21 protein-coding genes, 1 tRNA gene and 1 pseudogene are annotated in these 25,576 nt (G+C 37.2%); 15 read left to right on the top strand and 8 right to left on the bottom strand.

The genetic code is table 11. The annotated features are described in order from the left end of the window. Positions 1-200: pseudogene (locus C502_RS18885) on the bottom strand (IS982 family transposase); the annotation flags it as partial. Between the two features lie 140 nt (positions 201-340). Between C502_RS18885 and C502_RS0111115 the strand changes: the two are divergent. The 3 genes from C502_RS0111115 to C502_RS0111105 are packed head-to-tail and all read left to right on the top strand — an operon-like array spanning position 341 to position 3,315. Next, positions 341-1,414, top strand: coding sequence for a nucleoid-associated protein (locus C502_RS0111115; RefSeq protein ID WP_018678894.1), 1,074 nt, complete (start codon positions 341-343; stop codon positions 1,412-1,414). Positions 1,415-1,426: 12 nt separating this feature from the next. Next, positions 1,427-2,674 carry a hypothetical protein gene (locus tag C502_RS0111110; RefSeq protein ID WP_018678893.1) on the top strand — a complete coding sequence of 416 codons (1,248 nt, stop codon included), beginning with the start codon at positions 1,427-1,429 and terminating at the stop codon, positions 2,672-2,674. 20 nt (positions 2,675-2,694) lie between these two features. After that, positions 2,695-3,315: a hypothetical protein gene (locus C502_RS0111105; RefSeq protein WP_023274830.1), complete on the top strand. Its 621-nt coding sequence runs from the start codon at positions 2,695-2,697 to the stop codon at positions 3,313-3,315. Between the two features lie 11 nt (positions 3,316-3,326). On the opposite strand, the gene C502_RS0111100 is transcribed toward C502_RS0111105, so the two are convergent. The 4 genes from C502_RS0111100 to C502_RS0111085 all read right to left on the bottom strand — a co-directional run bounded on the left by C502_RS0111100 (position 3,327) and on the right by C502_RS0111085 (position 11,949). After that, positions 3,327-3,653 carry a hypothetical protein gene (locus tag C502_RS0111100; protein WP_018678891.1) on the bottom strand — a complete coding sequence of 109 codons (327 nt, stop codon included), beginning with the start codon at positions 3,651-3,653 and terminating at the stop codon, positions 3,327-3,329. A 61-nt stretch (positions 3,654-3,714) separates the two neighbouring features. After that, complete coding sequence (locus tag C502_RS0111095; protein WP_018678890.1) at positions 3,715-4,908, bottom strand: tyrosine-type recombinase/integrase; 1,194 nt, start codon at positions 4,906-4,908, stop codon at positions 3,715-3,717. Between the two features lie 352 nt (positions 4,909-5,260). Then, positions 5,261-6,370, bottom strand: coding sequence for a protein adenylyltransferase Fic (gene fic, locus C502_RS0111090; protein ID WP_018678889.1), 1,110 nt, complete (start codon positions 6,368-6,370; stop codon positions 5,261-5,263). Positions 6,371-6,600: 230 nt separating this feature from the next. After that, positions 6,601-11,949, bottom strand: a complete 5,349-nt coding sequence (locus C502_RS0111085; protein ID WP_154650417.1) for a DEAD/DEAH box helicase — start codon at positions 11,947-11,949, stop codon at positions 6,601-6,603. 308 nt (positions 11,950-12,257) lie between these two features. On the opposite strand from C502_RS0111085, the gene C502_RS0111080 reads away from it, so the two are divergent. The 8 genes from C502_RS0111080 (at position 12,258) to C502_RS0111045 (ending at position 18,288) form a co-directional block, all read left to right on the top strand. After that, entirely contained in the window at positions 12,258-13,241 is a 984-nt protein-coding gene (locus C502_RS0111080) for a DUF6387 family protein (protein ID WP_018678887.1), read from the top strand. Between the two features lie 86 nt (positions 13,242-13,327). Continuing rightward, positions 13,328-13,627: a helix-turn-helix transcriptional regulator gene (locus C502_RS0111075; RefSeq protein ID WP_018678886.1), complete on the top strand. Its 300-nt coding sequence runs from the start codon at positions 13,328-13,330 to the stop codon at positions 13,625-13,627. Then, entirely contained in the window at positions 13,624-13,977 is a 354-nt protein-coding gene (locus C502_RS19520) for a hypothetical protein (protein WP_018678885.1), read from the top strand. The genes C502_RS0111075 and C502_RS19520 overlap by 4 nt, the downstream gene beginning before the upstream one ends. Continuing rightward, positions 13,970-14,263: a hypothetical protein gene (locus C502_RS0111065; RefSeq protein WP_018678884.1), complete on the top strand. Its 294-nt coding sequence runs from the start codon at positions 13,970-13,972 to the stop codon at positions 14,261-14,263. Before C502_RS19520 ends, C502_RS0111065 begins: the two co-directional genes overlap by 8 nt. Before the next feature lie 2 nt (positions 14,264-14,265). Further along, positions 14,266-14,637 carry a hypothetical protein gene (locus C502_RS0111060; RefSeq protein ID WP_018678883.1) on the top strand — a complete coding sequence of 124 codons (372 nt, stop codon included), beginning with the start codon at positions 14,266-14,268 and terminating at the stop codon, positions 14,635-14,637. Further along, positions 14,634-16,769: a DUF3987 domain-containing protein gene (locus C502_RS0111055; protein ID WP_018678882.1), complete on the top strand. Its 2,136-nt coding sequence runs from the start codon at positions 14,634-14,636 to the stop codon at positions 16,767-16,769. Before C502_RS0111060 ends, C502_RS0111055 begins: the two co-directional genes overlap by 4 nt. 226 nt (positions 16,770-16,995) lie before the next feature. Beyond that, on the top strand, positions 16,996-17,289 hold the full coding sequence (locus C502_RS18290) for a hypothetical protein (protein WP_018678881.1): 294 nt from the start codon (positions 16,996-16,998) through the stop codon (positions 17,287-17,289). A 417-nt stretch (positions 17,290-17,706) separates the two neighbouring features. Beyond that, on the top strand, positions 17,707-18,288 hold the full coding sequence (locus C502_RS0111045) for a hypothetical protein (protein WP_018678880.1): 582 nt from the start codon (positions 17,707-17,709) through the stop codon (positions 18,286-18,288). Between the two features lie 147 nt (positions 18,289-18,435). Here C502_RS0111045 and C502_RS0111040 read toward each other — a convergent pair whose 3' ends face one another. After that, a complete protein-coding gene (locus C502_RS0111040; RefSeq protein WP_228129335.1) occupies positions 18,436-18,732 on the bottom strand; it encodes a DUF4156 domain-containing protein in 297 nt (98 codons plus the stop codon). Between the two features lie 415 nt (positions 18,733-19,147). On the opposite strand from C502_RS0111040, the gene C502_RS0111035 reads away from it, so the two are divergent. Continuing rightward, positions 19,148-19,879, top strand: a complete 732-nt coding sequence (locus C502_RS0111035; protein WP_018678878.1) for a hypothetical protein — start codon at positions 19,148-19,150, stop codon at positions 19,877-19,879. Between the two features lie 535 nt (positions 19,880-20,414). On the opposite strand, the gene C502_RS0111030 is transcribed toward C502_RS0111035, so the two are convergent. Together C502_RS0111030 and C502_RS0111025 are read right to left on the bottom strand one after the other, a co-directional pair. Next, positions 20,415-21,686: a tyrosine-type recombinase/integrase gene (locus C502_RS0111030; protein WP_018678877.1), complete on the bottom strand. Its 1,272-nt coding sequence runs from the start codon at positions 21,684-21,686 to the stop codon at positions 20,415-20,417. Positions 21,687-21,893: 207 nt separating this feature from the next. Then, positions 21,894-21,983: transfer RNA gene (locus C502_RS0111025), tRNA-Ser, on the bottom strand. A 122-nt stretch (positions 21,984-22,105) separates the two neighbouring features. On the opposite strand from C502_RS0111025, the gene C502_RS0111020 reads away from it, so the two are divergent. From C502_RS0111020 to C502_RS0111010, 3 genes are all read left to right on the top strand, one after another. After that, entirely contained in the window at positions 22,106-23,983 is a 1,878-nt protein-coding gene (locus tag C502_RS0111020) for a potassium transporter Kup (protein WP_018678876.1), read from the top strand. A gap of 163 nt (positions 23,984-24,146) precedes the next feature. Continuing rightward, positions 24,147-25,220 carry a DNA/RNA non-specific endonuclease gene (locus tag C502_RS0111015; RefSeq protein ID WP_018678875.1) on the top strand — a complete coding sequence of 358 codons (1,074 nt, stop codon included), beginning with the start codon at positions 24,147-24,149 and terminating at the stop codon, positions 25,218-25,220. 73 nt (positions 25,221-25,293) lie between these two features. Next, entirely contained in the window at positions 25,294-25,536 is a 243-nt protein-coding gene (locus C502_RS0111010; RefSeq protein WP_018678874.1) for a hypothetical protein, read from the top strand. Positions 25,537-25,576 lie beyond the last annotated feature (40 nt).

Here is a 25,576-nt window from a genome sequence, read left to right as displayed (position 1 = left end):
AACCATGTGAAAAAGGCTTTGAAATTACTGAAGTGAGAACACTTATACCAAATGGCGATAAAGCTAATTTCCGAGATGGTCAGCTGTGCAGTTCTGATTCTTAAAGAGTAGCGGATTTGTTTGAGAAACTTCCAATAAGTTGATTCAAATTTAAGAAAGAAATCATCGATTACACAGAATAATTCGGTACTATTGAACATTAGGACTAGAGCTTTAGGTTTGGTAACTCAACTGATGGCTCTAGTTCTTTTATTTTTCAAGTCAATTTTTTATCCACGATTCGGGTTATTGTAGTAATTTATTTAAAATAATCATATTTTTTAGGGGTTAAGAGAGTATTATGTCATTTCAGATCCAATATGCTATAACTCATGGTATTAAAAAAGCTACCAATACTTCTGTTGCAGAGATAAAATATAAACCTCAATGTTTTCATAATGATGACTCTATTCTAATAGCTTTCACAGAAGAGTTATTAATGACTTATGCAACTGAGGTTAATACTTGGGGAGCTATTGAAGATCCTGATAAAAATATTTTTCATCAAAAGTTAATTAACTGGCAATCCCCGATAAATGAAACAGAACGTTTAGATTTTCTCAACTTTACTAAAAGTGCAGTTGATGAAATTAAAAGTAAGATAATTGATAGTTATAAAGCGACAGGTGGCTATGTTCTTTTTATTAACTATCTGAAAGATAATAATAATTTTTTATTGATAGTTATGCTTAAGCTAGAGACGACTTACGGTATTGATGAGAACGATATGAGTTTTTATGAAACTCAATCTTTTACTATGAAGCATTTTCATGAAGCTGTAAGATTAAATATAACAACTTGGCTTACAAGAAACCAACCAGAAAATTTAGATGAAGAAGGTTTACCTGAACGGTGTCTTTCTTTTGTAAAAAGAAGAGGTGAGGAGCAAGATATTACTCGCTATTTTCGTAATGCATTAGGTTGTAAGAATTTTGCTGAATCGACAGCTAATACAGTAAATTTGATTCAAGCTGTAAATGATTTTATGGTTCATAAGAATATGGAACCAGCTATTCAACTAGCTAAAACAGCTGAGTTACATGGTTATTTGGCTAATAAATTGGAAGAAAAGCAGCCAGTCAGTTTGAAAGCGGTTACAGCATTATTGTCACCAACTAGCGAAGAAACAGAAGAGAATGAATTATTAAAATTCATTAAAGATGGTGGTTATAAAATTGATGAAACCTTTAAGCCTAATGCTAGAAAAGTAAGGGAATTGGATAGAGTCTCTGGTAAAATAGGAAGAACATCGATCAACTTCCCTGTGGAAGAATTAGGTAAAAGTGTGTTTTACAACTCTCAAAATAGGGAAATTACTTTGCGGTACATCCCTGATGAGTTAGATCAAAAAATTAAAAAGGCCAATGCTAGTTAGTAAATTTATGCTATGACTGACCAAATTGATAAATCATTTCTAAAAGAAATGATAAACGTTTACGATTTATTAGACCCTCTGACAAAGGATTCAGTTGGAGGGGTAGAGGGGTGCGCCAAAAATAAAAGTGACTTTGATAAAATTAATGAAATATATAATAAATATAAAGATGATTATGAATTAGACTGGAGTTTTAATTCTACAACGTTAAAGATTCAATTTGACCATCCTTCAGGAACCTACTCTAATTTTGACAAGCTATTATTAAACTCAAGTGATCGTCGTATTATCCCATTTTCTAATTTTTATATTAGAGATATTAAACAAATATATTTAATGGATGAAGAACCATCAGGTAAAGTTGGTAAATATATAAAAATAATTAATTTATATAATTTTTTAAAATCTAATGCTGATCATATTAATGAAAATCCCATTGCCTATAGTTTGGTTTTTTTAGATAAAAAGAAGTTAATAATTACTGATGAATATGAAGCCAGTGATTTGGTTGAACTTCGAAATCTAGATGATATAATTTCTAAATTTAGCGATGATGTGCTTAATCCTAAAGAGAAAAAACATATTTTTAAAAAAGCATTGGTTGGATACTTTGGTGGAACGAGTGAAATAAAGTTATCTGATGTTATTAATCAATTTGATAAAATATGTGATTATATTAATGATGAATTAGACTTATATATGTCTAACTTTTCTTATGAAACAGTAAAAAAAGAGGTTGAAAAGGATAAGGTTGACTTTACTATACGTTTGAATAAAGTTTTTTCAGATATCCAGTCTCAATTAATAGGTGTGCCTGTATCTGTTATATTAGCAGGAGCAAATTTAAATTTAATTAAAAGTAATCAAAATAGTAGTGTTTTAATTTTTTCTGTTGATGCAAAGAATTTTATAATATTCGCAGGGATTTTATTTTATGCTTTTACATTAACTATTCTTATTAGAAATCAACACAATACTCTTGCTGCACTAAAAGATGAGATTGATAGTCACAAAAAATTATTAGAAGCTAAGCATAAAGCTATAGCTGATAAATTTAAAGGCTCATTCGAACAAATTAACAACAGATATGAACATCAAAAGAAAATGCTTCTATGGATAGATTGTGCTGTTGCAATTGCTTTTGGTTTGATTTTTATTTTGTTTTTTTATTATTCATTTGAAAATAGTTATTTCTCTTTTCTAATAATGTCATTTGTTTTAATGATTGGTTTGTTTAAGTTTTATAATAACTATGAGTGAATTATTGGAGAAATGTACTTTTGGAAATTATTTTAAAATATATAGTTACGTTCTTTCCCGTTTTATTATGGTTTTTTGACAAAACTTATCGAATGGCACATAAGCGAAAATTTTTTAAAGCCCAACGTGAGGCCTTGCAAAGCTACATTAATGATTACTATCAAAAACTTAATATTGAATTTGTGATAAGGGATATTGCTGCCAGAGAAGTTACTTGTAGGGATGATGTAGGTGGACTCTTTCTTGATTTTTGCATCAAAAATAAATGTAACAATATTTTTAATGTGATGCATGATTTTATAAATAGTTGGGCTTTTGTTAATATTAAAAAAATAGATGATGAAAACATTGAACTTCACACAAGATTTAAAAAGAAAACCTTAGAAATTTTATTTATTAGTATTTTTATTTACTATGTAGTTAGTGTTTTTATTTTTTTATTTAATGATATATTTTTGTGGATCTTTAAGTACTTTGATGTGGTGCCTTTTTATATTTCAAAGAAATGGTTTGATTTTTTTGTATTTTTTAAAGGATTGAATATTATCCTAGCGGTAGTAGTTTTGTTGAGTGTAGGTAGGTGGGTTGCTTCTATATTAAGCTTGGCGAAAAAACTACCTGTTAAATTTGAACAAAAATAATTTTTATATCTTTATGTGGGATGTTTTGAACGTATTAAATAATATTCTTTTAAGAAGTGTTTAATAATATTTATGACATCATTGTATCTTGCGTAACGATTATGAGTAATTATTTTACTATTCACTAAAAGAGTAGGTTTAGAATAGCATAGATCCATAAATAAAGTAAAAAGTGGAGGAGTACCGCTTAATTCAATAATGACGCTTGATGGTTCGCCATTACAAGCATTATTGATACTTACGACTAAGCTGCTATTTAATATTTTCTCTTCAAAGAAGGGAATATTTAAACAAAGAAAGATTTTTTCTAGAAAGTGAATCTCATGAGATGGAAGCATCTTTTTTCCATGGAAATTGTAGAATAAAAAATATACCATTAATTTTATTCTTTTATCAATATTATATAATGTTGTCGGATAGCTGAGAGACTTTACCCCTTAACCCATCAATAAAATCAGACCATTCCTGCATCATCTTAACCCGATACTCAAGATGTTGAGCATGATTGTAAGCCTGTGATACGGCATTACCAACCCTATGAGCTAACTGAATTTCAATCGCGTCATGCATATAGCCTTGTTCATGTAAGGTTGTAGATGCAAGTCCACGGAAGCCATGTCCTGTCATTTTACCGTTATATCCCATGGTGCGAATTGCACATAAAAGAGCATTGCTACTGATTGGCTTAGCTGTGCTGTAATTATAGAAAACGTACTGTTTTATGCCTGTAATTGGTTGAATCTTTTCCAGTATATCTAAAGCCTGTTTGGAGAGAGGCACAATATGTGGCATAGCCATTTTCATTTTATGTGCTGGAATACGCCATAAACGATGCTCATAATCAATCTCATTCCACTCCATCATTCTAAGCTCTGCTGTTCTGACAAAAGTAAGCGTCATCAACTGTAGGGCTGATCTAATGATAAGATTGCCATGATAACGATCCATACGTTCAAGAAAGGCAGGGAATTCCGAAATATCCAGACGAGCCATATTTTTTACTTTACGAGGCTTGAGAGCCTCGCCTAAATGTGGGGTAGGATCGTTCTCAATAATGCCTTTACGAATCGCAAATCGGAAAATACGTCCTGCCAGAGGAATTGAGCGTTTTGCCATTTCTAATGCACCACGCTCCTCAATTTTTTTTGCACAGGCAAGTACATCTTTACCCTTAATCTGATCAATAGGCATATCACCTAGAGCAGGGAATAGATCTTTTTCAAATACCGACAAATCACGTAAATAAGTCGTTTCTTTAATGACTGCTTTACGGTCTCCCATCCATTCCATTGCAAGCGCTCTGAAAAGTGTGCTTTCATCGACCTGCAATTTTTTTTGTTTCTTCGCCTCGTTTGGATTAATTCCATCTTTTAAGTTTAAGCGTGCCTCATCACGAATCCTTCTTGCTTGGGCAAGTGTGGTGTCAGGATATGAACCAATGCTAAAAATATTTTCTTTGCCATTGAAGCGAAATTTCATACGCCAGTGCATACCACCTGATGGCGTGACTTCTAGATACATGCCTTTTTCATCAGAATATTTGGTTTTCTTATCTAATGGTTTGATCTTTCTGACCTGAGCATCTGTAAGCATTGCAGTAGTTTCCGTAGAAAATTGGGGGTATAAAAATAGGGGAGATTTCTTATACCCCCATTTATACCCCCAACTATATCAGGATTCAATAGAGTTAATTGGAAAACATAAGGCAATAAAAAAAGCTTAAACCCTTTAGATTTAAGCTTTTAGAACTCTATGAGATATCATAGAAAATAAACTTGGCGGTGAGAGAGTCCGTTAAATTTGTTTTTTAAGTATTTGTATTTAAAAATAATAATTTTTATATATTTTAAATATACCGTCATTTATACCGTCAAGTGGAAAAAGTTAATTGTAAGTTGCACGTATTGCAACTTTTACTCCTGAATTTGCGATACGCGTAAATTGACTAAGGATAGGCAGAAAACGAATTGTCATCACTGGTTAATAGTTGTAATAACTTTGGATGTAAAAAGAGTTTTTCTTTCCCGATGTTTAATTCTTCTAATACACCAATCTCAACTAATTTTTTAAGATAGGTTGATGCAGCCTGCCGTTTTACTATTCCTTTATCTACAAGGTTGGATATCCTGCTATAAGGCTGTTCAAAGATGACATCTACCAGTTCGCGCGAATAGACTTTATCGGCATTAGTTTTGATATATTCGATCGTATGTTCGTGTAAACGTCTAATGCTATTGATCTTGGTGATCGTCCATTCACAAGTGTTCTTGACTGCTTGTAGCATGAACAAAATCCATTCTTGCCAATTTTCTTGAGTTGTTACACTCAATAGCAATTCGTAATATTTGGCTTTGTTCTGAATAATAAAACGACTGAGATATAGAATCGGTAAAGTAAGTAATTGACTATCCATCAAATATAGAATATTCAAAATCCGCCCAGTACGTCCATTACCATCAATAAAAGGGTGGATTGCTTCAAACTGGTAGTGTGCAATTGCCATTTTAATCAATGGGTCTATATCTTCATTGTAATGTAGGAAATGGTCTAAATTGGAGAGTAAATTGCGGATAGCATCTTGTCCAACGGGTGGGGTATAGATCACCTCATTGGTATAGCTATTTTTCAATGCCGTACCAGTAGTTGCGCGTATATCAAGCTCAACACCTTTGATAGTTTGGCATATCTCAATTGCTGTACGCGTATTTAAAGGGCGTTCCTGAATAGATTGCACACCTCTATAGAGCGCTGTACGGTATCTTAATGCTTCTTTGGTGGCGTGGTCGGCATGATCTTCATTGCCCTGCGCATGTTGAAAGAGCTTATCTGTGGTCGTGACAATATTTTCAATTTCCGAACTGTCTTTTGCTTCGAGTAGGGGAATGATATTAATCAAGATGGTTTGATTTGGGATAAGTTCGCCCGCTTGCTTGAGTTCAGCCAAAGCTGCTCGTGCCTCAATACATAATTTTAAAACCTGTTTGGTTTCTACGTCTTGTGTAGGTGGTAAGGGTGGTAAAGCGTTATAGGGTTCAGTTGCTTTCCAGTGGGTCATGGTTTGATCTTTCCCTATTTATTGTTATGTCGATAATGTGATGTAAAATCGACATGAGTTTGATGTCATGTCGATAGCATAAACGTATTTATAGTGTCATGTCGATAAAATGATAAAAAATCGACATGATGGTAAAGTCATGTCGATGGCATAAACATATATATGATGTTATGTCGATAAAACCAATAAAAATCGACATAAGCAAAATGGTGTTAATTAAACTGTGAAAGTCAAATATCCAATTTAGGCAACGACTTAACAATCTTCATTGTTTCAAGACTGACCGCAATCACACGCAAGAACAACTCTAACGGATATGCTGGATTATTCATGGTTTCAATTGCCCAATCATTAGCATCGTTCACAATACCGCTGTCTTTGTGCGTAGAAACGCCTTGACGCTCCATAACCCACTCTAGGGCAGGCTTACCATTTACTACGTAATCATAAGCCTCTAAGGGAATATCTCTGATTGTAATACGTTTATTGTATATGACAGTTCCTTTTTCGCCTTTCTTGGCAAACTTCATTTTTTCGACATAGAAATCTTCTGCGGTCAATTGGCTGTACGCCTTACTACCCGTGTCCAATGTTGCCTTGTAAGGTTCAACTCTTTCGTAGTTGAGATGCCAGTGGGCGAGGTCACGTCCTGCTTGGCTAAATGCCCAAAAGTCTGTGGATTTCTTCACGCATGGAATACGTGGCAATTCTTTAGTTAGGTTGTCAGCATAGCGTTTACGGTAGTCTTCGCTGTGCAGTAAACCATAGACATAGTAGAAAATATCTTCTTTGCTGATCTGCTCGTTAGGATAGGCTTTTTGAAAATGAGCCAAACCTGCATCGCTGATACCATCTTTACGTACCAACTTTGGCTGTTCACTTTGTGAATTTTGTTCTGATGATGTATTGAATAAATCATCTTGATAGTTTTGATTTTGCATTAGTTGTTCTCCTCTGTTTCGTAAAGATAGAGAGGAAAACACTGTGCATCGCCAATCAGGTGTAAGTCTGGAATCTGATCTGTAATTAGGGCAGAAAAGCTTTTGTTTCCTGTAATTGATAAGCAAATTGCTAGATTCATTGGTTGCCCCCCTCGTTCGTTTCGTACAGATAAAGCGGGAAGCATTGACCGTTGGCTTGTAACTGTACATCTGGAATGCTGTCGGATATAAGGACTGAGAATTCTCTGTTTGCCATTGTGGATATACAGATAACAAGATTTTGATTTGATTGAGTTTCTGTTGTATAATGTTGCGTTGCGTTGCGTTGCGTTGCGTTGCGTTGCGTTGCGTTGCGTTGCGTTGCGTTGCGTTGCGTTGCGTTGCGTTGCGTTGCGTTGCGTTGCTCAACAAATAATCACTAGAGCTGTCTAGTTCTTCATAAATAGATAGTGGAAAACATTGTCCTTTTGAAATCATTTCAAGGTCTGGTGTTTGATCTGTTATTAATGCTGAAAATTCTTTTGTCGCGCCTCTACCAGTTACAGAAATAACCTTGTTCGCACCACTACTATCATTGGGGAAAATTTTAGGGATTTGCCCTACACGGTGTATCAAATTATTCGAAAAATATAATTTTTGCTTGGTAAATGGACGATATAAAGCTTCTCTCACTTCAATGGGTGAAAACGTTATATGTACACCATTCTCTAGGTGTTTTTTTAAGCTTGAAGTCCAACTAATCTTCGTGTTGTCCGTATTGATGAATTTATCTATTGATAAGGATGTATCCGCAAAATTACTTAACTGCTCTTGGTAAAAATCGATCATCTTTTTAATATTATATGCAAGTTTTTTAGGGCTACTATTATAACTCCAAGCATCACGCCCACTTTCAGCACCCCGAGAGTAATTTAAGAACAAGCTAGTGTCATTTTTGTCTTTCTTATCACCTAAATTTATAAATGCGCTGAAACTATTATCACGCTGATTTAACCAATCACCATGTTCATCAGGCGTAATCTTCGACCAAGCATTTGCTTTCGTAATATTGTTCATACTCTGAAATTCAGAAATTTTATTGAGTTTTTCCTCACGACTTAGATAATCACCAATATCATGAAAATAAATCTCACCCTGTTTCTGAGAGTTTGGATTTTTCACTAGAATTGAAATTGCAATTGGCGCACGACTTCCACTACCGAAGATTTTTCCGCCTTCCTGACGTGACTTTTCTCCTGATGTTCGTTGATTTCCACGTAAGTGGAAGATGTAAAGACTACTAAACTCTTCAACTAAGCACTTACGCAAACCATCTGCTGTATTGGCATCAATCCAACCAGCATTTGTGACAAAACCTATAATTCCTTGGGTTTTTATACGATCACTTGCCCATCTAATTGCCCGAATATATGAATCATAAAGCGCATTTTTATTTGTTGCGACTGAACGCTCTGCATAAGTTTGGCGAATTTTTTCATCTAAAGCAGGGTATTTTATATTGGCGTTATTATCATTTGCAGAATCTTGACCAGCCGAATACGGTGGATTTCCAATAATCACCTGAATATCCAAAGACTTCTGACGTTTACGGCGTGCACTGTTATCTACAAGCACTTGATCAACCAAATCTTCTTTTTCATACATTTGGAAAGTATCGGTTAAACAAATACCTTCAAATGGTGTGTACTCGTCAATAATTTCGCTGTGGTATACAGCTTCAATATTGATTGCTGCAATGTAGTAGGCTAGCAATACAAGCTCATTAGCATGGATTTCATTCTTGTATTTATAGGTCAACTTCTTCGGTGGAATTAAACCGCTTTGAAGTAAACGAGAAATGAATGTCCCTGTTCCCGTAAATGGGTCAAGAACGTGAACACCCTCATCCGCAAAGCTCTTGCCGAACTCTTGTTGAAGCACATCATTGACACTGTGAATGATGAAGTCCACCACTTCAACAGGCGTGTAGACGATGCCTAGACGCTCTGTCATACGAGGGAAGGCATTACGGAAAAACTTGTCATATAACTCAACAATGATCTTCTGTTTACCTTCAGCACTATCAATACCTGATGCGCGTAGCTTCACACTGTCATAGAATCGTTGTAATGCTTCTGTTTCACTGTCGAGTTGGTGCTGATCTAAAACATCCAGAACCTTTTGCATGGCTTTTGCCATTGGGTTGTTGGCGGCAAAACTATACTCATCAAACAAAGCATCAAAGACAGGCTTAGTAATAAGGTGCTGCGCCAACATTTCAATGATTTCAGCATCCGATACCGCATTATTTAAATCATCACGGATTTCAAAAGCAAACTCTTCAAATACGGCACGTTCTTTGTTGCATTCAGGACGCTCTAGAATGTCCGTAATCAGCTTGATATGCGTTTGTGCAATCTGGGCAATATCATTCGCCCAATCTTCCCAGTGATGACGATTACCCACTTTCTGAACCACTTTAGCAACGATGGCGCGTTCAATCTCACCTGATTCAAAGCTAAAGGAGTGTTGAGTATCTTCGACTTCATCCTTTTTCTTTTTAGTTGGGGTGCCAATCGTTGAACCACCTTTACCAGCACCTTTCTTTTTAGCTTTAGCCGCTACTTTGTCTGTGATGGCAATCACTTCCATCTTCGAGCGATCAATACCTGTCAAATCCATTTTATTGATCATGGCATCAAAACGGTCATCGTGAGAACGTAGTGCATTTAGCACTTGCCAAACCACTTTATAGGTCATGTTGTCATCAAGAGCTTTGTTCGCGTCTACGTTAGGCGGAATCACGACAGGCAAAATGACATAACCGCGCTTTTTGCCTTCTGCAAGACGCATTACACGGCCAACGGACTGGACAACATCGACTTGAGAATTGCGAGGTGTCAGGAACAGCACTGCATCGAGTGCAGGCACGTCAACACCTTCCGATAAACAGCGTACATTACTCAGGACACGACAAATCGGGCGTTCTGTACCATCTTCATCTTGTTGCTGTTTAGGTATTGCCTTTAACCAATTGAGCTTTTGCTCTTTCTTATCCGCCCCCATTCCACCATCAACATGATCTGCTTCACAAATCAGGCGGTGTGATATTTCATTACCTTCTTTGATCTCGGCATTTTGATAGGCTTCAACAACAGTTTGAAAAATATTAGCTATGCGCGTTGAACTGACTTGGTGTTTTCTAGCTTTTTCGGATTGATCAATCACCTGACAGAATGCTAAAGCGCGTTGCATAGGCGCGGTATCTTCTTCAACGTCAGCATGAATACCTTGTTTTGATAAGGCTTTCCAACAGCCAACAATACGAGCTGCATCATCGACTACAATATCCTTGTTATCAGTAATTGTTGCCCCGATCTTTTCGATGATTGTGTCAGAGTCAACCGTCAATACAATGACCTTGTAATCGACCAATAGACCACGTTTTACTGCTTCGGAAAAGTTAATAGTGTAAAGCGTCTCACCAAATAACTTTTCATTGTCCATTGAAAACAAAGTATAGTCGGTCGCATTGTTCTTCACATCATCAGAGAAAATACGCGGGGTTGCCGTCATATACAGGCGTTTTTTACCCAAGATAAAGCCAGCATCATGAATCTTGACGAAGTTTGAATCATCTTCGCTATCATGTGTTGAACCTGTTGTACGATGTGCTTCATCACAAATGATCAAATCAAACTCTGCCATTTGATAATCATTTTGTGCATCAGAGACTGTATTAATCGAATGGTAAGTTGAGAATACGACAGTCATGTGTTCACTATCGTGGTGCTTTTCTACGTTCTCAGCTAATCTTGCTGCGTCTGTGGTCGCAGGGTATTGCAATTCATGCTCTAATGTTGTGACTGCATCAATCGCTGTAGAATTCTTCTTTTTACCAATTTCGTTATCAGAACATACAGCATAACTATGTAAAGGTGTGGTCGACTCTTGCGTCCATTCCGTTAATGTCTGTGACAGTAATGACAAACTTGGGACAAGGAATAATACGCGCTTTCCTTTGCCTGCACATTCTTCAGCAATTTTCAGACTCGTAAAGGTCTTGCCTGTACCACAAGCCATAATGAGCTTGCCGCGCTCTAATTGTCTATCATAAAGACCGATTCTTGTAGAAGTAAGTGCTGCTTTTTGATGGTCACGAAGATATTTCTTTTTCTTAAAAATAACCTCTTTCTTTTCCGCAAATAAAGACCAATCAATTGCGCTTTGCGCTAAAGTATCAAGGTCAATCTTGGTAACAGGTGGGTCTTGGTTCTCAAGTGTTGTGAGAGCATTATCTGACCATCCATGTGTGGTACTGACGATAATACGGCGTTTAAAGTAGGTCTTTGATGCTGCTGATAGGAAGCTATCAATTTCGGCTTTAGTAACTTTACGATCTGCATCGTATAGCTTGCACTGAATAGCATAAAATTCGCCGTCTTTAGTTGTAGCGACAAGATCAATACCCGTATCTTTACCCGACAAACCTTGTGCTTTTGCCCATTCGGTATAGGTTTGAACATCTGCAAATAAATCAGCATAGAATGGTTCATTTTTAAAATATTTAATGCAAAGCAACTCAAAATAAGTGCCTTTTTCGCGTTCCGTTTTTGCTGTTCTTCTATATTTGTTTATTAGGTCAAAAAAAGATGACATTTTTATAAAGTCCAAAGTATCCAATTGCATTCAGCTATCTTAAGTAAACAATCATAAAACTCAAGCCTAAAGTAATGAAATATACTGAGTGAGAAAATTAGATGTCTAAATTATTGGAAAAGTAACTTAACACTGCTTAAAGTTGTAATGGTATTCCCATCTTGATCAAATAGCGAAAAATTTAGTCCTGCTAAACAAATGATGTGATACAACAAATAAGATAATAAATGATAAAGATCAGATACTACTGACAACTACGAGAAAGCATTTTAAAATTAGTTAAACGTTAAGCTTGGCTGCTACAAAAAATGGATAGAAGAATTAATCAGAAAGATAATTTACCGCCAGCATTCGAAATTCATAAATATGATGAAGTCGCTAATTTTACTGCTATAGATTGGTGGTTCGCTATAAAAATGAGGATTAATCTGTTAAATACTATTAAAGAGCCATTTTTTTATAAAGAAGAGAAAACTATAGATAAAAAAGTGTTTGAGTTAGCATTTGATCAATTACTTAACAATCCATTGGAGAGTGATTTATATGTCAAATTTGAAGATGATACTTTTATTTTCTTTGATCAAGGTAGATATACGATTATAAATGATGACTATGGTTTGGCTGTGAATCATTTTCCTGATGAAATGATTGTACCAGTTGAGAATTTGCCAAAATTCATTAGAGATGAACCTCGTAGACTAAATGAGAATGATTTTTTAACCATAAAATCACCTGAGTTAACACATAAAGCAGAATGTCCTTTTGTGGTTAATATTAGTTATCCTGATAAAATTATTTTAGAGCAATTCAAATACTTTCTAAGAAAGGCAAGAGAAGAGCAGGGTTTCAAAAGTATTAGAACTATAGATGATTATGATTTATTAAGATGGGTTGATTATAAATTTTTGGCTTATATAGATTTAAAATTATGGTGTTTTTTCTGGGGTGCAAACATCACAAACAAGGAGTTTCTGAAAATTCTTTGTTTAAATAATAGGTATGATGAGGACACAATAAGAAAAACGATTGAACCATTAAGGCAAGAACTTATGGATGGCTTAACTTATGAAGATGGTGGGGAAGATAAAGATGGTTTAGCAAAGATCAACCAATTAAAGAATTTAGCGTATAAAAAACAAGAAAATATGTTGGGTGTGATCACACATGAACTAAAGAGTGAATATCCTTATAACATGATCGAACCAAAAATACAGGAGGAGCGAAAGGCTCGTCAATTAAAACAACAAGTAATAGATACATTCATGAGCATAAGAAAAAATCAAGGGAAATAGAAATAAAACTATTTACCTCCACTTAGGTAAACAAAAGATGAAAACTATTCGTAACGCCACAATACGGTAACAAACGAGATAGTTTTATGTCTATTCAAAATCAAGTAGTTCACCACACATCACCAAAATTTTATCGAATGCGTGACCTCGCTACGACAGCGGAGCGTAAGCCACGTACCTATACCACTAAAGATGGTATGACCAGAACTATTAAAGGTCGCCCAGCTCGTCAGGGTATTTTACCAATGGGCGAATGTACGATCTGGGATAAAGTCCGTGATGGTTCATTCCCAAAGCCAGTTAAACTTTCTGAGCGCGTGACTGCATGGCGGTCCGAAGATATTGACGCATGGATGGCTTCTAAGGGTTTGGAGATGTCACCATGACCCCCACCTTAAAAAATACAATCTCTTTGGTTTTGCTTGGAATACTATTACTTTTGCTTGTTGCGTCATGTAGTAATCCATCGTATGCTACGGTCGTCCAACAAAAAACAGTTGGATTAGCTTTGGTCGGCTATCAAGATTACATAGGCGCATATAGTCCGCTTCGGGCTTTTTTTATGCGTACTATCTCTATGCATTCGCATGTTATGGCGAAGCTGGAGAGGGACATCTTCGGATGTGCTGGTTTCCTATGTCACCAGTCGACCAACCCTTTACAGCTTTGCCACCCTCATTTGGTCGTGAATGGCAAAGCTCTCATTAAGCATATAGGAGAGCATGCTCATGCCTAACTCAATAAGTCTTGTTCGTGCAACAGTGACAACTCACCGTAGTAATAGTGCCGCATCATTTTTTGATCGTCCGCAGGATGCAACACCACAGGATTGTAAGGAAATTTCAGGCAAACTCATTTGCCAAGCCCAAGCGATTTTAGGTGGTATCAATTTAAATACTGATCAGGATATGACTCGTTTACAGTTGGAAACGATTACGAATTTATTGGTACAAGCCAACTATGCCAATAACATGATTAATATTGCTCAAGCTGTTCTTATGGCACAACGTGAGGAGGTTTAATCATGGAGAATTTAACAACAGTTGAACTTGTCTGTAAATCAGGGACATATCTTAATCATGTATCGGCATGTTTGCTGCGTATTAATACTAGCTATGGTGTGTGTGGAGTAGAAGATCACAAGATTAAAGCTATGTTGGCTGTATGCTTGCTGCCCATATCTAATGCCTTAAAATTATTAGAACAGGCTCAGCAACAAGAACTAGAATTAGATTTTCAACCCGCTATAACTCTTCTTAACGGCATGCATTATATGTTAGAGGAGTTAATAACTTTAGATTTGAATCGCGAATATAACGCTGTCTGTATAGATGCACTTATGCATGTTGCTCAAAATTTTGTTGAGACGTGCGTGGAAGAGTGGGGGGACTTATGAATATAAAATCCTCTTGGGATACAACCCCTGATATGTTTAAGGAATCCCAAAAACACAAATGCTCGTCTGAGGGGACGAGCATTGATGCAAGTGAACAAATAATTGAAGCACTTGAAGATAAAACAGCCCCATTATTTAACAACAATCTATTACATGGTGCAATGGTTAATATGATGGGTGGTTGCCCACCTGAAATACGCCGTTCAGTGATTGATAATGCCACCCAACATGGTGAAGCTGATGATAATGCCCTATATGGTTTAGCAGTATTCGATCTATACAGCGAAAATTTATGCCCTATTGGTGCAGTGTTTACCAATCCTATAGTGAATGGATTTAAAGACATTGTGTTCGGGCAGGGGGGCTTGTATTTCAATCGGTCAAAGCTAGAACAATTACCATTGCTTGTGACGGATGATATTCACCTTGCATTTAAAACGGCGTATCCAATTTATGCACCGTATAGTGACAGCAAGATTAATGTCTATACCCTCAAAGCATTGATGAAAGCACATCCTGATTTATGTGTGATAGCTCCATTGCATCAACAGGATGATATACAACGCCGTTACACTGACCTTGATGTAAAAATGGCATTTATCCCTGAACCACCTAATCTTGCCATGCCACAAGATGAATTGGATAACATGATTCAGGTGGAAATAAGTAAGGCGAATGTTGCTGAATGGGGGAAGATTATTCCATTGGAGAACACAACCACCAGTAAAGCAACCCTCTACCCAATACAGGCATTACCACCATTATTACAAGATGCAGCGCAGGCAATTGCTGAATATGTACAAGCCCCAATTGCTATGACAGCGCAATGTGTTATCGGTGCAATTTCCCATATTGCCCAATCCCATGTAAATGCACCGCATCAATTCAATACACTGGGTGAGCCATGTAGCTTGTTTCTACTGACAGAGGGACAAAGTGGCAGCCGTAAAAGCACCAGTAAAGGACTGGCAGATAAAGCCATTATGGAGCATGAGCGAGAAGCTTATGAACAGTATAAGGGTGCTATGCAACAGTGGAAAGCCCAGCAGGCAGGGCTACCCAAAGCAGATCGAGAAGCATTCCTTGCAGAGAATCTACCGCCTACTGACCCTAGCACTATGTTTAGTGATGGCACACTTGAAGCGATTGCAGGCTTACTCATTGATGGCACATTGAGAAATGCATCCATATCGAGTGATGAAGCAGGACAATTCTTTGGTGGGCATACCATGAAAGGTGACACCCGAACCCAAGCACTAGGCAGCTATACCAAGCTCTTTGACGATGGTTCTATTCAACGTACACGTTCTAAATCGAACCTTAACGGCAGTGGGCGGGCTTATGACGTTCGGCTCACATTCAATTTACAGGGGCAGCATGAGGTGCTATCCGATGCTCTGAAAGATGATGTATTGAGAGAGCAAGGATTCTTGCCACGCTTTATTTTAACTGTTCCTGAAAATTTGGCAGGTACACGTCTACAGTGCGCTGAATTTGAGCAAAAGAACGCAAACCTAGACTATAGGCTTATCGCCTACTGGGAGCGCTGTAGAATGCTATTAGATCCTTGTCCTATGGTATTAGTGGATGGGCAGAAAGTAGATCAACGCCGTGTTATACATTTGAGTGATGAAGCCTGTAAGATCAATCTTGCTTTCTATAATGATTGTGAAATTGAACAAGCCAAAGGCGGTAAATATGAACACATACAGCCCTTTGCGAGCCGTGCAAGTCAATTAGCGCGCCGTTTAGCCACTGTCTTTGCATTCTTTCAAGGTGAGTCTGAAATATCTGCCCAGACCATGCAGGGAGCGTGTGACATTATCCGACATTCATTAGGTGAATGGTTACGTTATGCAGAGATTGAGAGCAAAAAGGAAAGTGATGCACAGCGTTTATTGAATTGGTTAGTGAAGAAGTGTATCGACCAATGTACGGATAAAATTCAATATTCGACCATGCAGACCTCATGTCCTAGACCAATGAGCAAAAATAAGCAGCTATTGGAAGCGACAGCACAGCAACTTGAGGACACGAATCACATCCGTATAGATGCCCTTATTAAAAAGCGTCTAGTTGAATTAAATCCTATTTTACTAGGAAAAGTGTCTAAACGTCTAAATGACACTTAAAAGCCCTGTACTGTATAGCTTTAGCTTGTTTAGACACTATTTTAGACGTGTCTAAGTGTCTAAATAGGCTTGAGGGATAAATGATTTTGTTTAGACATTTAGACAGTTTATAAAAAGCATCTAACTAAACTAAGAATCTTATATAACAATTCTTTCAGACCGAGTTTAGACAATTAGACGCTTTTCTAGTGAAGTATATATTTAGTCAGTTTTTGGAGAACATAGAATGAAATGTGGTGCGAAAACAAAATTTGGTAGCAAGTGCCAACATGTTGCAGGGCATCGAACCCATCATAAAGGTACGGGTAAATGTTACCTACATGGTGGTGCATCGAAAGGTGCGTTAAAGGGCAATAAAAATGCTTATAAACATGGTCGTTATGCGAAAATTGTATCGAATGATGTACCGTTACCGTTTGAAGATATATCTAAGCTACAGGAAATAAAGGAATCTAACACCATTGAACCTGAATTAGATCTATTCAATGAAATGTATCGGTCACGTTCAAAACCAGCTTGATGGTTACAAAGAAAAAGGTCAGCACTTAATAAACGCCTTTGGACTTCAATTGTCCTCAAAGCTGCGTTGATGATGCTAACCTTTCTTATGACAATATAAAACAAATATGGATTTAGTCAACTAAGAACATTAACTAGAAAGTATCTCTTCGATGTAATCCAACTGGATGCATGTTAATAGCATAAACATGTGAAAATGAAAATATTTCCATATCGAATTTCGAATAAGATTTAATCATTTCTGTAATAAAATGCCAATAAAAAGACTCGAAAACTCAATATTTGAAACGATTCATAGAGCTGTATTTTGATGATTTTAGGATGTAATAAAATGTCAGTTAAAAATTGATGAAAATAAGCATTATTATTAGCTGAAAATAAGCAAAGTTTTGAACAATATATTTTGAGGATAGTTGCTATGGCACTTAAATGTGAAGCCAAGAAAAAGGATGGTGGGCATTGTCAGAACTCCGCAGGGCATGGGACAGATCATGTTGGCACTGGTCGATGCCGTTTTCATGATCGGGGCGCAAAGGCAAAAAATAAGAATGCACAAAAGCATGGTATGTATGCTCGTGTTTTTTCAGATACAGATATTCAAGAAGCATTAGAATTGCAAGGTAATTTGAAATATGAACTGGCAATTACTCGGTCACAACTGATTAATCTATTAAAAGCCCAAAAAGAAAATAACCAACAGGGACTTGTACTGGAAGAAATCAGTGAAAGAACAATTGCACATGAAAATAGTGAAAATGCGGTAAAGGAAAGCCAGCCATTTGAGCGTAAGCGTATATTTAAACGCCTTGATTTTACTAATGAATTTTGTCGTTTGGTGTCATTGATTACCAAGTTGGAAATCGCAATTTTGGATATGCAGTTGAAGCAGTTGGCGATTGATGAATTGAAACGCCGAAAAGAGCCTAAGCAGGGGCAGAATGATCTTGATCACATGACGGATCGGGAATTGGATGAGAAAATTATGGAGTTATTTTCTTAGTTTTGTCATCGTTAAAATGTAAAAGGTCAGCACTTTATTACTTACTGATGGCTTCAATTGCCAAAGGTTTTACATAACGATGCTGACCATTCTACCTTTCATATAAAGAATGAGGGTCTAGTTAATCATTGGATTGAGAAACTACCTTTACTCTTCAATTACATAGATTGCTGTGCCTGATACCACAGCATCATTGGCTCTGCTAGTAATCACGGTATTGCCAATGATCTGCCCCACTCCAGTATTTGCAGCTACGCTGTTAGCAGATTGAAGTAATATTCCATTTGCACCTAAAGCAGCAGCTTCTTTCCTCATACGCTCTATAGCTGCATCCATTCTTGTTTGTTCACTTACAAAAGCATGACTAGCTTTACCTGATACTAGTCCTAATGTTCTATAGTTTTTGGGTGATTGACTATAGAGTTTTACTTGCTCACTTGTCATTTTTGGCATCATTTCGCCAGTACGAATATGAGTTCCCGATTTAACGATGCATCCACTTAAAGTAATTGCTATGCTTAAAATTAGTATTTTCTTCATATTTACCTAAAATTCAGATTTATATAATCATTTATATTTGAGAGTATAAATTTAACATAGCTTCATAATTTTTCGTTAAACTAGGTTTAATAAAAAAATATAGTTTTTCATTTTGCTATTTTGGCAACCGCAACTGACAAGATGCTAGCAAATGCTAGTTTAATTTAACTTCTTGCTGACTGAGGTTTGCTATGTTTTTTCATATCTTTAATTCCACGATATATTTTTTTGAGAGGTATTTTTCTTCTAAAAAAATATTAGATCAACCTAAACTGATAGTTACTTTTCCTCAGTTCTTCTTTGTTGGGGAGGACTCATCATGTCTTGGGTAGCGGCAGGAGTTGGGGCAGTAACAGTAGTTGGTGGTCTTGTAAGTGGTAGTAAAGCCGCCAAACAACAAAAAGCTGAGATGGGATTACGCCGTGAAGCTTTGGATTTTAGTAAGCAACGTTACAACGAAGCTAATTCACTGTATGGTGATTCAATTAATGGGCTTGTCTCTTTAGCGAATCAGGATATTAAGCCTGATCTAGGTGGTGTCACCAGTCGTGCATTAGCTGATGTGACGACTCAGTTTGGAAATAGTCAAGAAATTATTGAGCGTAATAATGCACGAATGGGTGTAAATCCAAATAGCGGTGTAATGCAAAGTCAAATGAGGCGTGCTTCATTATCTGAAGCTTTAGCTAAGGCTGGAGTTACTACGGCTGCAAGAGAACAAGAGCGTTTAAATGTTGATAATAAGCATTGGAATCGTTTAAATACAGTCGCAACGCTTGGGGTGAATCAAATGAATGGTACTGCTGCTGGAATAGGTCAGGCTACGGGTGATTTAGCGAACTCATATGGTCGTAATGCTGATTATCTTAATAATGCTGCAAGTAATGCGATAGGTAGTGGTTTGGGGATGCTGGCAAGTGTAGATTGGAGTAAATTCAATACACCAAAAAATACAACAACCCCTACCAACTCACCTAATGCCTTTAATACACCTCAAGGGGCATTATTTGATAATGCTCCTTTAACAAACTCAGGTACTTTATTAGGTTAGACGAATGGAGTAGAAAGGAAACTTTTGTTTTAAGGATAAGTAAAAAAGCCAGCATAATCACTACCTTTAGGCTTCAATTGCCGCGGGATTTTACGTGATTGTGCTAACTTTTCTTATTCCTATGTTAGCTGAAAGATGAACTAAGTCAACTCAAGGCTATAATGGTTTTTGATTTGACAAAATTGCTAAGCACAATTACGCTCTGATTAGAGGCTAAAATATTTTGCACCGCACCTAGCAATTGGTGTGTGGGCGATCGTGTAAGTTTTTAGCTTTTATAGAAAGCTTTGCCATGTACTACTCCCACAAGGGTTATTTCTGATTACCCTAAGAGGTGGGGAAGCGTATTTGTGATGCTTTTAACAAACCCTACGATCTACTACTCCTTGCAATTGGTGCGGGGGAAGCGTCAGATTATAGGGTTTTTCTTTATCTGTATTATGTTTCTTAATAATTAGCGAGGGGGCTATAGGATAAGTTCTTATCTTTCATATCCTCACAAAGTCATCCCCATGTTTTTCGTTTAATTGGATGTTTACCCAGTTTTAGTGAAGGTGATCAGATTATCATTATCAGGCTTAAATACTGATACATCACCACCTTGTCTCAACGTATCAAGATAATCTGCCCATAATTGCATGAGTTGACGGCGGTGACGTAAAAAACTGGTACGGTCATATGCTGTGCCGTTTGCATCTTTAACTTTATGCGCCAATTGATGTTCTACAGCATCCTGCTTGAATTCAATTTCTTCTTTTAATATTGTTTTCGCTGTGGCTCTAAAACCATGCGCAGTGTGTTCACCACCATAGCCAATACGTTTTAATGCCTCACCAATGGTACTGTTACTCATAGAGTTATCAGCACCACCTTTGGCAATTGGGAATACATATTTAGATGTTGTGCGTAAAGCTTCAAGTTGTTTAAGAATGTCATAGGCTTGACGAGATAGGGGAACGATATGCTTTTGATGAGTTTTACTTGCCACGAAATTTAATTGTGCATTGTCAAAATCTACGGACTCCCATAATAAGCCCCGTACTTCATTAGGACGTTGGAAAATATAGACAGACAGTTTTAACGCAAGCTCGCTTTGAATCCTTGCTTGTGGGAAGTCTATTTTATACCGCCACATTTTTTTTAACAGTTCGGAAAGTTCAGCTTCATGTACGATTGCATTGTGATTCCCTTTAGTTGGTTGAGGGGTCGTCACGTCATAAGCTGGGTTATGGGAAATAATGCGCTTCTTACGTGGCAATTCTAAAATCATTCCCATAATAGATCGAACACGTCTAGCGGATTCTAATGCCCCACGGCCTACAATACGGTTTGTGACTTGATCTTCCAGCAATTCAACGGTCAGGGAATTTACTGGCATGTTTCCGATAAATGGCAAAATATCTTTGTTTAGTCTACGAATATTTTCACTATCAACTTTGTTTTCAAGCTCTCTTAAACGCAGCCATTCTTCAGCGAACTTTTTAAAAGTATTTTCAGCATTGGCTCTATTTTGCTGTTTGGATTGGTTGCGCTCCTCTGCTGGATCTATACCATCAACAAGCATCTTTTTTACTTCATCACGCTTTATACGTGCTTGTTCGAGTGTAATTTGAGGATACATACCAAGAGCTAAGGTATTTCGTTTCTGAGTGATTGGACGGCGGTAATCCATACGCCAGTATTTCGAGCCATTTTTATGGGTAAATAAATATAATCCACCACCATCCGAATATTTATTGCTTTTATTTTCATCAAACTCTAAGTTTTTTACAGTTTTAGCCGTTAATTTATTAGATTGCTTTGCCATGAGACGCTCCTCATTGACGGTATAATTTTTTGTTTTCAGAAAATTTGTTGCCGAGACATGCAAAATTTGGCTTATACCGACATATATACCGCCAAAGTTGTCGGTATACTATTGTAGTTCTCCGTAGTGCATAGTGCAATAAAAAAGGCTTAAACCTAATAGATTCAAGCCTTTGATACTGCGATAAACTACCGTGAAAGACGAATGTGGCGGTGAGAGAGGGATTCGAACCCTCGATACGCGCAAACGTATACACACTTTCCAGGCGTGCTCCTTAAGCCACTCGGACACCTCACCAAGGTGTGCGATAGTAACTAAAAAAAAGCAGACTGCCAAGTTGTAGTCGAACAGATTTGCAGAAAAACTTCTTGGCTAATGATAATATTAAGGAATATAACGTTCTATATTGAAGACAATATATGCAAAGTACTGCAAAAAAAGCAGCCTTACCTGCCACTGCATTGGCAGCATTAGGGGTGGTGTTTGGAGACATTGGAACCAGTCCTCTGTACGCTTTGAAAGAATCCTTCCATGCTGCACATGGCTTAGGAATTCAACCTGAAAATGTATTAGGAATCTTGTCGATTATTTTTTGGTGTTTAATGCTGATTATTAGTATTAAATACATCGCGATTGTTATGCGTGCGGATAACAATGGTGAAGGTGGAATCATGGCTCTACTTGCTTTGAATCTACGCAAAGCAAAAATATCCGATAGTAAGAAGATTTATTTAATTGCGATTGGTTTTGTTGGGGCATCGCTATTTTTTGGTGACGGTATTATTACGCCTGCAATCTCAGTACTTTCCGCTGTTGAAGGTCTATCAATTGCCACCAATGTACTTGATCCGTTTATTGTGCCAATTGCAATCGTGATTGTAACGACATTATTTTTAATGCAAAAACACGGAACCGCGTTTGTTGGTAAATTCTTTGGGCCAATTACGTTACTCTGGTTTTTGTCATTAGGGATCTTGGGCGTCATTAGCGTCGTACAAACACCAATCGTACTTGGTATGGTTAGTCCTCATTGGGCAATTCAGTTTATTTTCACTCATCCTGTACAAGCATTTTTTATTATGGGTGCTGTTGTTTTAACGGTCACAGGTGGTGAAGCTTTATATGCAGATATGGGACATTTTGGACCACGTCCAATTCGTTTTGGTTGGTTTAGCGTCGTTTTGCCTTGCCTTGTATTAAATTATGCTGGACAAGGTGCGCTGTTACTTCGCAACCCTGCGGCGATTGAAAATCCATTCTATTTATTAGTCCCAAGTTGGGCTTTGTACCCAATGATTATCTTGGCAACGATGGCAGCTGTGATTGCATCACAGGCCGTTATTTCTGGGGTTTTCTCATTAGCCCGTCAAGCAATCCAATTGGGTTATTTACCACGTTTAGGCATTAAACATACTTCTGATTCTGAAGAAGGACAAATTTATGTGCCATTTCTGAATTGGTTATTGCTGATCGCGATCGTCATCTTAATTTTAATTTTTAAAACCAGCTCAAACCTTGCAAGTGCTTATGGCTTGGCTGTGACCTTAACCATGTTATGCGACACGATTTTGGTTGCTGTATTCATATACTATGCATGGAAATGGAGCTTACCAAAGGTGATGTTGTTGATTATTCCATTCTTTATTTTGGAATCCGTACTGGTCGCAGCAGCATCATTAAAAATGTTCTCAGGTGGTTGGGTACCGTTATTGATCGGTGCAGTCGCGGTTATGATCTTGATGACGTGGAAACGTGGGCGTGAGCTTACTTTTGCTAAGCTTGAACATGACACTCTGTCACTCGATTTATTTGTAAAAAGTATTGGGGACAATGTTCATCGAGTACCTGGTGATGCAGTCTTTTTAACAGGAACACCTAATGTTGTTCCGCATGCGATGCTACATAATATTAAGCACAATAAAGTACTACATGAGCGTAATATTTTAGTCACTGTTGTGATTGAAGATGTTCCATTTGTTCCTCAAGAGGAGCGAATTAGTGTTGAAACGTTGAATGAACATTTCTATCGCATCAAAATCTTCTACGGTTTTAAAGATGAGCCAAATGTGCCAAAAGCATTGACTCAAGCCTATGAAGAATTAGAGTTTGAATACGATCTTATGCAGATCAGCTTCTTTATCTCGCGTGATCGTATTGTACATAGCGTTGGTGATGGCATGTCACCATGGCGTGAACGTCTATTTATTTCAATGCAACGGAATACCAGCCCTGTCAGCGATTTCTACCAAATCCCAACCAACCGTGTTGTGGAGTTGGGGAGTCAGATTGAAATTTAAATAACATAAAGCGATTCAAAATGGCACTTTAGAGTGCCATTTTTATTATCTGCTGATCAAGTGAACAGTTTTGCGACATAAAGTGTCGTTCTTCGCTTTATCTGAATATACACGTGAGTCTGGAATTGCTAAGCTTCGCGCTCATATTGATTTTGATATAGTTATGGCGAAGAAAACAACTAGAAAGAGTAAAACACAATTTGCTTTTTTGAGCCAAAATGTTGGAAAAATTGTACTTGCTTTGATTGCAACTGGAAGTTTTGCGATTGCATTTGGCAATGAGAAGATTAGTAAATTAAAGCCTACAGCATCTAATCATGATGCTTGTTTACAACAGTTTTATCGTGATGTTCCTCCCTTACTGACCAAAGAAAGTTTGAAGAAAGACAGCTATGCACTGTGCTTCACTGATTTTAATGTCATGTATTCGGGTATTTCAAAAACACCACTTTGGTCAGCAGAATATCTGACGCCTGAGCGTTTAAGTGTCAAAATTAAACGTGAAGACAGTTTCCATGAGGAAACACGGGTACAGCTTGCGCATCGTGCTTTGTTATCGGACTATCGTGGTTCTGGTTATGATCGTGGGCATATGGCACCTAACGGTGATATGAATAATACTGCAGCGCAACATGACAGCTTTTCTTTAGCCAATATGGTGCCGCAATCACCCAAGAATAATCAGGAAGTCTGGCGTAAATTAGAGGAAGCAGTGCGTTCTATCGTGACTAAACAGCATAAAGATGCCTATGTTGTTACAGGACCGATCTTTGAAGATAAGCGTTTAAAAACCATTGGTAATGGCGTGATAGTTCCTACAGCGGTATACAAAGCCGTGTATTTACCTAAACAAGGTATTATTGGTGCGTATTATGCGCCGAATAATGATTCGCTACAGGTTAAAGTCGTAAGCGTGTGCTATCTAGAAGAAAAACTAGGGATTAATTTATTCCCGCAGCTTACAGAACAACAAAAGCGTAATATTTATCAATTACCAACATCAGCACAACAGGTTAAAGCCAATAAAGACATTAGCTATGTCAAATGGGATGCGCAAAGTCAGTGTGCGGAAGAAGCCACAACAGAAAGTATCCAAGCGCAACAGCAGCAATTTGCTTCAGGGCAATCACAACCGATTGAAAGTAAATTACCGCAAGTAGATGAAGAAACCAAACAGGCTTTAATCAAGCAATTGATTGAAGCATTGGTTCAGTATTTTTTACAATTATTGCGATAATATCGCAGCTATCCTAATGTGATTATGCTTAACTCAAATAGGCTAAAACAGAAAAGAACAATGAGAGGAAAAGATGTTTAAACCTTTTGAACAAGGCGATCAGTCTTCGGCAATTTATGATCTGACTTTGGAAAATCAAGTGGACTGTGTCAGTTTATATGGCAACTTACAAATTACCAAAGATCAATCAGGTTTGAAAACAGCCAAAGCATTACAAAGTTTTATCAATGATGTGGTGGCAGCATTAGAAAAACAAAGCCTACCTGAACAGATTGAACGAAAGCTTGAGCGAGAAATTGAAAACCCATTTTTTTAAATGAAAACAGCCTCTTGAAAAGGCTGTTTTTTATGGGAAT

It is taken from the genome of Acinetobacter tjernbergiae DSM 14971 = CIP 107465 (assembly GCF_000374425.1).
Taxonomy (GTDB): domain Bacteria; phylum Pseudomonadota; class Gammaproteobacteria; order Pseudomonadales; family Moraxellaceae; genus Acinetobacter; species Acinetobacter tjernbergiae.
The sequence above is the reverse complement of the archived record's forward strand: the minus strand, read 5'-3'. Positions and strand labels throughout refer to the sequence as shown.

Excerpts from the sequence above, each read along its gene's own strand:
- C502_RS0111115 (WP_018678894.1), top strand. The coding sequence starts at position 341 with ATGTCATTTCAGATCCAATATGCTATAACTCATGGTATTAAAAAAGCT.
- C502_RS0111110 (WP_018678893.1), top strand. The coding sequence starts at position 1,427 with ATGACTGACCAAATTGATAAATCATTTCTAAAAGAAATGATAAACGTT.
- C502_RS0111100 (WP_018678891.1), bottom strand. The coding sequence starts at position 3,653 with ATGCTTCCATCTCATGAGATTCACTTTCTAGAAAAAATCTTTCTTTGT.
- C502_RS0111095 (WP_018678890.1), bottom strand. The coding sequence starts at position 4,908 with ATGCTTACAGATGCTCAGGTCAGAAAGATCAAACCATTAGATAAGAAA.
- fic (WP_018678889.1), bottom strand. The coding sequence starts at position 6,370 with ATGACCCACTGGAAAGCAACTGAACCCTATAACGCTTTACCACCCTTA.
- C502_RS0111085 (WP_154650417.1), bottom strand. The coding sequence starts at position 11,949 with ATGTCATCTTTTTTTGACCTAATAAACAAATATAGAAGAACAGCAAAA.
- C502_RS0111080 (WP_018678887.1), top strand. The coding sequence starts at position 12,258 with ATGGATAGAAGAATTAATCAGAAAGATAATTTACCGCCAGCATTCGAA.
- C502_RS0111075 (WP_018678886.1), top strand. The coding sequence starts at position 13,328 with ATGTCTATTCAAAATCAAGTAGTTCACCACACATCACCAAAATTTTAT.
- C502_RS19520 (WP_018678885.1), top strand. The coding sequence starts at position 13,624 with ATGACCCCCACCTTAAAAAATACAATCTCTTTGGTTTTGCTTGGAATA.
- C502_RS0111065 (WP_018678884.1), top strand. The coding sequence starts at position 13,970 with ATGCCTAACTCAATAAGTCTTGTTCGTGCAACAGTGACAACTCACCGT.
- C502_RS0111060 (WP_018678883.1), top strand. The coding sequence starts at position 14,266 with ATGGAGAATTTAACAACAGTTGAACTTGTCTGTAAATCAGGGACATAT.
- C502_RS0111055 (WP_018678882.1), top strand. The coding sequence starts at position 14,634 with ATGAATATAAAATCCTCTTGGGATACAACCCCTGATATGTTTAAGGAA.
- C502_RS18290 (WP_018678881.1), top strand. The coding sequence starts at position 16,996 with ATGAAATGTGGTGCGAAAACAAAATTTGGTAGCAAGTGCCAACATGTT.
- C502_RS0111045 (WP_018678880.1), top strand. The coding sequence starts at position 17,707 with ATGGCACTTAAATGTGAAGCCAAGAAAAAGGATGGTGGGCATTGTCAG.
- C502_RS0111040 (WP_228129335.1), bottom strand. The coding sequence starts at position 18,732 with ATGACAAGTGAGCAAGTAAAACTCTATAGTCAATCACCCAAAAACTAT.
- C502_RS0111035 (WP_018678878.1), top strand. The coding sequence starts at position 19,148 with ATGTCTTGGGTAGCGGCAGGAGTTGGGGCAGTAACAGTAGTTGGTGGT.
- C502_RS0111030 (WP_018678877.1), bottom strand. The coding sequence starts at position 21,686 with ATGGCAAAGCAATCTAATAAATTAACGGCTAAAACTGTAAAAAACTTA.
- C502_RS0111020 (WP_018678876.1), top strand. The coding sequence starts at position 22,106 with ATGCAAAGTACTGCAAAAAAAGCAGCCTTACCTGCCACTGCATTGGCA.
- C502_RS0111015 (WP_018678875.1), top strand. The coding sequence starts at position 24,147 with ATGGCGAAGAAAACAACTAGAAAGAGTAAAACACAATTTGCTTTTTTG.
- C502_RS0111010 (WP_018678874.1), top strand. The coding sequence starts at position 25,294 with ATGTTTAAACCTTTTGAACAAGGCGATCAGTCTTCGGCAATTTATGAT.